Annotated in this window: 7 protein-coding genes and 1 pseudogene; 2 read left to right on the top strand and 6 right to left on the bottom strand. The window is 59.9% G+C overall.

Annotated features, from left to right (window positions below):
- Positions 1-237: 237 nt before the first annotated feature.
- The 4 genes and pseudogenes from AACY49_RS27850 to AACY49_RS27835 form a co-directional block, all read right to left on the bottom strand.
- A pseudogene (locus tag AACY49_RS27850) lies at positions 238-1,403 on the bottom strand (IS3 family transposase).
- 144 nt (positions 1,404-1,547) lie between these two features.
- Positions 1,548-2,105, bottom strand: a complete 558-nt coding sequence (locus AACY49_RS27845; protein ID WP_105339706.1) for a Smr/MutS family protein — start codon at positions 2,103-2,105, stop codon at positions 1,548-1,550.
- 87 nt (positions 2,106-2,192) lie between these two features.
- The gene (locus tag AACY49_RS27840) at positions 2,193-2,513 is read right to left on the bottom strand and encodes a hypothetical protein (protein ID WP_258696830.1); all 321 of its coding nucleotides are present in this window, start codon (positions 2,511-2,513) and stop codon (positions 2,193-2,195) included.
- Positions 2,514-2,644: 131 nt separating this feature from the next.
- Positions 2,645-3,235 (bottom strand): cysteine hydrolase family protein, encoded by a 591-nt coding sequence (locus AACY49_RS27835; RefSeq protein WP_258696829.1) that lies wholly within the window; start codon positions 3,233-3,235, stop codon positions 2,645-2,647.
- A gap of 238 nt (positions 3,236-3,473) precedes the next feature.
- On the opposite strand from AACY49_RS27835, the gene prmB reads away from it, so the two are divergent.
- Positions 3,474-4,382 carry a 50S ribosomal protein L3 N(5)-glutamine methyltransferase gene (gene prmB / locus AACY49_RS27830; RefSeq protein WP_339527478.1) on the top strand — a complete coding sequence of 303 codons (909 nt, stop codon included), beginning with the start codon at positions 3,474-3,476 and terminating at the stop codon, positions 4,380-4,382.
- A 126-nt stretch (positions 4,383-4,508) separates the two neighbouring features.
- Here the strand turns inward: prmB and AACY49_RS27825 are convergent, their stop codons facing one another.
- Together AACY49_RS27825 and AACY49_RS27820 are read right to left on the bottom strand one after the other, a co-directional pair.
- Positions 4,509-5,300, bottom strand: coding sequence for a hypothetical protein (locus AACY49_RS27825; protein WP_339527477.1), 792 nt, complete (start codon positions 5,298-5,300; stop codon positions 4,509-4,511).
- A gap of 130 nt (positions 5,301-5,430) precedes the next feature.
- On the bottom strand, positions 5,431-6,429 hold the full coding sequence (locus tag AACY49_RS27820) for an alpha/beta hydrolase (protein ID WP_339527476.1): 999 nt from the start codon (positions 6,427-6,429) through the stop codon (positions 5,431-5,433).
- An 85-nt stretch (positions 6,430-6,514) separates the two neighbouring features.
- Here AACY49_RS27820 and aroC point away from each other — a divergent pair, with 85 nt between their 5' ends.
- Entirely contained in the window at positions 6,515-7,606 is a 1,092-nt protein-coding gene (gene aroC, locus AACY49_RS27815) for a chorismate synthase (protein ID WP_007940813.1), read from the top strand.
- The last annotated feature ends 21 nt before the right edge of the window (positions 7,607-7,627 follow it).

Raw genomic sequence — 7,627 nt, 5'->3', positions numbered from 1 at the left:
AGAGATAGACTTTTTCGACTTTAGCATCGGGTCGCATCATGGCGGGCTGGCTCCTGAGGGAATCGGGAGCACAGCATCCGGGATCAGCTAAGCGCTTTGAATGTGGGGTTCATGGAGCGCTTACGATTTAGCTGGATAGTAGACCCAGAACTCCGACTGAATCCTCAGTCGGAGTTTTTCCGAATTCACCTCGTTATGAATGTCGGCAGGCCTTTGGTTTGTAATCGATTGTAGTGGTCAACTAATCCCGGACACGACGTTAAGTTTTTCTTCGGCCCGAGCGGGCGCCAGCCCACCGTTGAATTGATGGGGGTCGAATCCAGTTGTACCGATGCATCAAGAAGTGGCTGATATCGCGTAGGGCTTCTTGAGCAGTTCTGTAGCCCACGGTCGGTATCCATTCAGTTCTCAAGCTGCGGAACACGCGCTCCATCGGCGCGTTGTCCCAACAATTTCCTCGACGACTCATGCTCTGACGCATGCGATAACGCCAGAGCCGCTGGCGAAACAGGCGGCTCGCATATTGGGCGACCCTTGATCCGAGTGAAACATCAGCCCTTGAGGTCTTCCACGCTGTTCGTAGGCCATGTCCAGCGCCTTGATCACCAACTCAGCATCTGGTTTTTCTGACAATGCCCAGCCCACTATCCGGCGCGCAAAAAGATCCAGCACGACAGCCAGATAGTGCCGTTTCCCCTGGGCCCAAATGTAGGTGATGTCGCCGCACCACACCTGGTTGGGTGCCGGGACATCGAACTCCCGATTCAAGATGTTCGGGATATCCAACCGTTCAACCGTCGCTCGTTTATAGGCATGAGAGCCAGGTTGTTTACTGACGAGATCAAGCTCGCGCATCAAGCTGCGCACTTTGAACCGACCGAGTTGCTCACCATCGTCACGCATCAACGAGAGAAGGCTACGACTGCCGGCAGCACTGCAACTTTGTGAAAACAACTCGCTCACCCGGCTGCGCAACCGAAGCCGTTCGACATTAGGCGTTCGACGCTTGAGGCGGTGGGCGTAGTAACTTGAGCGGTTGATATCAAACACTTTGCACAGCCAATCAATCGGCTCATGGACGCTCAGCTGATTAATCAGCGCGTACGCTCGTGATCTTCCGACATCAAGAGCGCGGTAGCCTTTTTTAATATCGATTTTTCCCGTTCAAGACGGGCGATCCGGGCTTCCAGCTCCTGGATTTTCTGCTGTTCCGGTGTCAGCGCTTTACTCTGCGGGGTGACGCCTTGGCGCTCCTTCTGAACTTGGTCAACCCAACGGCGCAGGGCCGACTCGCCGACGCCGAGTGAACGGCTGGCTTCGATGTAGCTGTAGTTTTGCTTGAGTACGAGGTCGGCAGCCTCGCGTTTGAATTCAGCAGAAAAGGAACGGCGTTGTTTGGTCATCTGACACCTCGATCTGGCGAGCATTCTCGCCTAAATGGGTGTCCGGTTTCATTAGACCACTACACATGAAACTACCTGTGGGATTTTACGCAAAGGGCAAGGGTACGGTGGCGGACTCGGCGCTGCAAGCGTGAAGCGACAGCATCACTCGTCGCGACCTTCCATCATGGTGCGTTTGAGCATCACATAAACCGCTCCGGCGCCGCCGTGTTTCGGTTGGCACGACGTGAAGCCGAGCACCTGTGGATGCTGACGAAGCCAGGTGTTGACGTGACTCTTGATCATCGGCCGTTTGCCGTCCAGACGCACGGCCTTGCCGTGGGTGACGCGCACGCAGCGGATTTCGAATTTGGTCGCTTCGGCCAGAAACGCCCACAGGGTTTCACGGGCCTTTTCCACGTTCATGCCATGCAGGTCGAGGCTGCCTTCGAACGGAATCTGTCCGATCTTGAGCTTGCGGATCTGGCTTTCCTGAACGCCGTCGCGGGCCCACATCAGCTCATCTTCGGGGCCGACATCAATGACGAACTGATCGGACAGCCCGTCAACGGTGGTGGCATCGGTGCGCACGGTGGCGGCCTGGCGCAGCTTGGCGATTTGCGCGCGGTCGGCCTTGGGTTTGCCGGTTTCGGCGCGATCGTGCTTGATCGGCTTGACGCCTTGGATCGCGCTTTTGAACAGGGAAAAATCGTCGTCTTGCATGTCAGCCTCCGCGAAGGGCGGCCAGTTTACCCAAGTCGGGACCCTATCCATAACAATTCGGGCCCGCCAAAACGCCGGGCCGTTGATTCAGTCATGTTTTTTCATCAGGTGCGGCGCCATGTTCAGCTCTTGCGACTGGCGCGAGCGGCGACGGCAGCGGCGCCACAGCCAGACGCCGATGTACAGCACGAACAGGCCCACGGCCAGAATGATCGCCGAGCCCAGCGGGCTGGCATTCAATTCGCCCAATGCTGGTGGCCGCCCCAGCAGGCTGGCCGCGCCGGCCATCGCCAGCAACACGCCGCACGTCGCCAGCAGGGCAGCGAACGCTGCGCCGAAGCGAAACCGCCAGTTGCGTTGGCCCTTGGGTCGCAAGCGGCGTGCATCAAAACCATCGGATAACTTCATTCCGACCTTCCTCAATGGGTATCGGCCCTTCGACCGGGAGTTGACCGGGATGTTCCTGAGGCTAGGGCAATTACGGAAAATGAGAGGCTTTTGCGGATGAGCGGCGGCGTGGACCGCTCATCGAAGGTCGATCAGATCAGTTCGCGGGTCAGGGCGAGGGTGGCGAAGTTGTCCGCCATGATCGCCATTTCGGTCTGCTGAACCTGTTCGGCGCTGAGGATACCGCCCTTGCAGGGCAAGTCCCGCGTTGCGCAGGCATCTTCCACCAGGGTGCAGCGAAAGCCCAGGTTCTTCGCCGCGCGCACGGTGGTGCTGACGCTGGAGTGACTCATGAAGCCGCAGACGATCAGGTCGAGCGAGCCCAGTTGTTGCAAGCGATCGTACAGTTCGGTGCCATGAAACGCACTCGGCAGCAATTTGCCGATGATGGTTTCGTCGCCCTGCGGCTCCAGGCCCGGGATGAACTCACCGCGTTCGCCTTGTGGATCGAACAGCCCACCGACAGTGCCGAGGTGACGCACGTGCACGATCGGGCGACCGGCTGCACGGGCAGCGGCCAGCAGGTGTTTGATGTTCGCGACGGCAGCATCCATGCCGCTCAGGGCCAGCGGGCCACTGAGGTACTCTTTCTGGGCATCGATGATGACAAGGGTCGCATGACCCAGATTGGCCGCTGCATAACCGCGGCCGCTGAGTTGAAACATCGTTTTTGGAACGGACATTCTGGGGCTCCTTCGAGTGGGGCTTTTGCGACATTGTCCTCTGGCTGAGCGCTTCTGTGAATCGCTACCATCGTAGGCACCGCCGTTGTTGGCTTGCAGCCTTGTCAAGATACTCGTTCTGTTCAATAGCCTGCTGAGAAAATAGAAGAATCCTACATCTGATCCGGTGTTTTTCCTGCGTCGTCGCGGCGCCTTTTGGCTGTTAGAATCGTCAGTCGTTTTTTCTGGAGTTTACCCCGTGATCACTTCCCGACTTCGTACCCTGCGTGACCATATCCGTTGGGCCGTCAGCCGCTTCCATGGGGAGGATCTGTTTTTCGGCCATGGGACCGACAACGCCTGGGACGAAGCCCGTCAACTGGTGTTGGGTGCGCTGCACCTGCCGTGGGAAATCGCCGACAGCTATCTGGACTGCCGTCTGGAAGACGACGAGCTGGTCCATCTGCAACGCTTGCTCAAGCGCCGTATCGAAGAACGCATTCCTACCGCTTACCTGCTGGGCGAAGCCTGGTTCTGTGGCCTGTCGTTCATTGTCGACGAACGTGTACTGATCCCGCGTTCACCGATTGGCGAGCTGATCGAAAAACGTTTCGAGCCGTGGCTGGGCGCCGAACCTGCGCGCATTCTCGATCTGTGCACCGGTTCCGGTTGCATCGGCATCGCCTGTGCCTACGAGTTCCAGAGCGCCGAAGTGGTACTGGCCGACCTGTCGTTCGAAGCGCTGGAAGTGGCTAACCAGAACATCGAGCGCCACGGTGTCGACGAGCGGGTCTTCACCGTTCAGGGCGATGGTTTCGATGGTTTGCCGGGTCAGCGTTTCGACCTGATCGTGTCGAACCCGCCTTACGTCGATGCGGAAGATTTCGCTGACATGCCGGATGAGTATCAGCACGAACCCGAGCTGGGCCTGGCCTGCGGCGACGATGGTTTGAATCTGGTGCGCCGCATGCTTACCGAAGCGGCGGATCATCTGACCGAGAAGGGGCTGCTGATCGTCGAGGTGGGTAACAGCCAGGTTCACGTCGAGGCGCTGTACCCGGAAGTCGACTTCGCCTGGCTGGAGTTCGAGCGCGGCGGGCATGGTGTGTTCATGCTCACAGCGGAGCAGTGCCGCGATCATCAGGCGCTGTTCGCTTCCCGCGTCTGACTGTAGAAAGCCTTCGCGGGCAAGCCACGCTCCCACAGGTTTTGTGTGTGCCACATCATTTGGATACAACACAAAACCTGTGGGAGCGTGGCTTGCCCGCGAAGGCCGCGCCTCGGTCTATAACCTTCAGCGGTGCGTGGCAATCCAGATCAACAGCCCCGCCTGAAACACCGCAAACGCCACCAGACACGTAATGGTAAAACGCAGCCCGGCGTCTTCGCGTTTGTACTTGCTGACCTTTTCTTCGTGCTTCTTGAGTTTGACTTCCTGTTCCGCCAGGTTCTGCTCGGCTTGCTGGAGCATCTGCGCGGCTTCGAGGATTTCCACCTGTTGCAGCTTTTCGCTGTTCCAGTCGCCGAGCAAGTCACCGACCTGCACCTCTTTGACGCTGCCCTTCAAATGCTGGGCATCGGCGTAGACCACGTCAAAACCGTGCACCCGCAGAAAGTGATCGCGACGCAGACGGGTGTCTTCGTTCAGCGCATCCTTGTTGTTCAGGTCGGTGCCGTCGACGGTGTAGGCGGGCCATCTCTTCTTCGCCCACGTGACGCCCTGAGAGGCCATATAGCGCCCGATGCCACGGTTCATCGGCTCGATCTGCAAGCCGCTTTCCGGCTCGAAATGCACGCGTTTGGTCGTGTGATTGACCCACACGTCCAGATGGTTCTGTTCTTTGCGCACCCGCTGGCCCGGCAGCTTGATGGTCATGCGCATCAGGCTGTGTTCCTTGCTATTGCGTTCGGCGTAACCGAATTCGACAAAGCGCAATGGCCGGCCACCGGTGTTGCGGTCGGTTTGCAGCGGCGCCAGGCGGAGCATTTTGTGGTGCTCGACGTGGACGTCCGCCCACGGCAGCTCGACCGCTGGCGGTGCGTCTTTTTCAGCGGTGGTGTCGGGTGAAGCCGGGGTATCAGTCATAACGGCGAGATCCTGTCCAAGCTCTGTTGCCGCCAGTCATAACGCTGGCGACAAAGGCTTATCGGCCGTTTTTTTCAGGACTGGAGGGCTAGGGGGCGTTCTCAACTAGTTTTCACGCCCCTAACAGCGCTTAGCTGGAGCGAAGTCCGTCAATAAACCCGAGGATTCGCGTGCCCAGCTCGGCCGCCAGCGGCAATTGCGGATCTTTATAGGAGGCCAATTGCCGCTTCACATCGTTGGGCACGATGCGCAGCACGTGGTTCATGCCTTCGATCAGCGCCAGTTCGGCGTCCGGTTTGGCCGCCTTGAGTGCCTTGGCGTCACCCACGCCGACCTGGATGTCGTTGCTGCCCTGGATGATCAGTGCCGGCATTTTCAGTTTGGCGAAGGCCGCCGCCGGGTCCTGGTGAAACAGCGAAATCAGGTACGGCTGCACGCTGGGGCGGAAAATCACCTGCAATTGCGGCGGCACGTTGTCGTCGGTGTGACCGGCCTTGAGGCTGTCGAGCAGTTCATTGCTGCGCAGCATCAATGGCGGCGGCAGGCGATTGCTCAACTGCTGGCGCAGCACTTGATCGATCGGGCGGGCGCTGCCGGACATGGAAATCACCGCCGCGGCATCGACACTGGGCGCCGCCAGGCTGGCGATCAACGCACCTTCGCTGTGACCCAGCAAAATCAGTTTGCCCAGGCGCGGATCGGCCTTGAGCTTCTGCCCCCAGGCCACGGCATCGGCTACATAGTCTTCCACCGACAGATTGCGCTCATCCGGTGTGGCCGCAAGGCTCGCCGCCACGCCGCGCTTGTCGTAGCGCACGCTGGCGATGTTGTGTTTGGCCAGCACCCAGGCCAGCCGTTTGAGGCTGTCGTTGCGCCCGCCGTCGGGGTTGTTTCCGTCACGATCCGTAGGGCCGGAGCCGGAAATGATCAGGACAACCGGCACAGGCGTGTCGGACTTGGGCAGCAACAGCGAGCCGAAAAGCTCGCCGCTGCCCGTGTCCAGGCTGATCGGGCGTTGCAGGACAGTGGCCTGTACAAAGCCGGTAAACAGGGTAAGGCTCAAGGCTAGAACTCGCAGCATCATCACGCCATCATTCACAAGGTGCCGGTTGGACTCGCAGGCACCCATAAGGTTCGAGGATGAACTAGTCGGGTAGCCTGCGTATACTGGCGCGCATTACGTATTTTAGTTTCGATTTCACGGAGCGTCCCGCATGTCCGGCAATACCTACGGCAAGCTGTTCACTGTCACCACCGCGGGCGAAAGCCATGGTCCGGCGTTGGTCGCCATTGTCGATGGCTGCCCGCCGGGCCTGGAGATTTCCCTTGAGGACCTGCAGCGCGACCTGGACCGCCGCAAGCCCGGCACCAGCCGCCACACCACCCAGCGCCAGGAAGCCGACGAAGTCGAAATCCTCTCCGGCGTGTTCGAAGGCCGCACCACCGGTTGCGCCATCGGCCTGTTGATCCGCAACACCGACCAGAAGTCCAAGGACTACTCGGCGATCAAGGATCTGTTCCGCCCGGCCCACGCCGACTACACCTACCACCACAAATACGGCGAGCGCGATTACCGCGGCGGCGGTCGCAGTTCGGCCCGGGAAACGGCCATGCGCGTGGCGGCAGGGGCGATTGCGAAAAAGTACCTGGCCACCCAGGGCATCGTCATTCGTGGCTACATGAGCCAGCTCGGCCCGATCGAAATCCCGTTCAAGACCTGGGATTCGGTGGAAGAAAACGCCTTCTTCAGCCCCGACCCGGACAAAGTGCCGGAGCTGGAAGCCTATATGGACCAGTTGCGCCGTGACCAGGATTCGGTCGGCGCGAAGATCACCGTGGTCGCCGAAGGCGTGATGCCGGGCCTCGGCGAGCCGATCTTCGACCGCCTCGACGCCGAATTGGCCCACGCGCTGATGAGCATCAACGCGGTCAAAGGCGTGGAGATCGGCGCCGGTTTTGCCAGCATCGCCCAGCGCGGCACCGAGCACCGCGATGAAATGACTCCGGAAGGTTTCCTCAGCAACAACGCCGGCGGCATTCTGGGCGGCATCTCGTCCGGTCAGCCGATCGTCGCGCACCTGGCGCTGAAGCCAACGTCGAGCATCACCACGCCGGGCCGTTCCATCGACATCCATGGCAACCCGGTGGAGGTCGTCACCAAGGGCCGTCACGATCCGTGCGTCGGCATCCGTGCCACGCCGATCGCCGAAGCGATGATGGCCATCGTGCTGATGGATCATCTGCTGCGTCACCGTGGGCAGAACGCCGATGTTCGCGTGAGCACTCCGGTGCTGGGTCAGCTTTAATGGCTGACCTTAACGTCGCTA

The sequence above is a fragment of the Pseudomonas sp. EL_65y_Pfl2_R96 genome (assembly GCF_963970905.1).
Taxonomy (GTDB): Bacteria; Pseudomonadota; Gammaproteobacteria; order Pseudomonadales; family Pseudomonadaceae; genus Aquipseudomonas.
The sequence above is the reverse complement of the archived record's forward strand: the minus strand, read 5'-3'. Positions and strand labels throughout refer to the sequence as shown.

Bases quoted from the DNA above. Each gene is read 5' to 3' on its own strand.
- AACY49_RS27820 (WP_339527476.1), bottom strand. From the start codon at position 6,429: ATGGGTGCCTGCGAGTCCAACCGGCACCTTGTGAATGATGGCGTGATG.
- AACY49_RS27835 (WP_258696829.1), bottom strand. From the start codon at position 3,235: ATGTCCGTTCCAAAAACGATGTTTCAACTCAGCGGCCGCGGTTATGCA.
- AACY49_RS27845 (WP_105339706.1), bottom strand. From the start codon at position 2,105: ATGCAAGACGACGATTTTTCCCTGTTCAAAAGCGCGATCCAAGGCGTC.
- AACY49_RS27840 (WP_258696830.1), bottom strand. From the start codon at position 2,513: ATGAAGTTATCCGATGGTTTTGATGCACGCCGCTTGCGACCCAAGGGC.
- AACY49_RS27825 (WP_339527477.1), bottom strand. From the start codon at position 5,300: ATGACTGATACCCCGGCTTCACCCGACACCACCGCTGAAAAAGACGCA.
- aroC (WP_007940813.1), top strand. From the start codon at position 6,515: ATGTCCGGCAATACCTACGGCAAGCTGTTCACTGTCACCACCGCGGGC.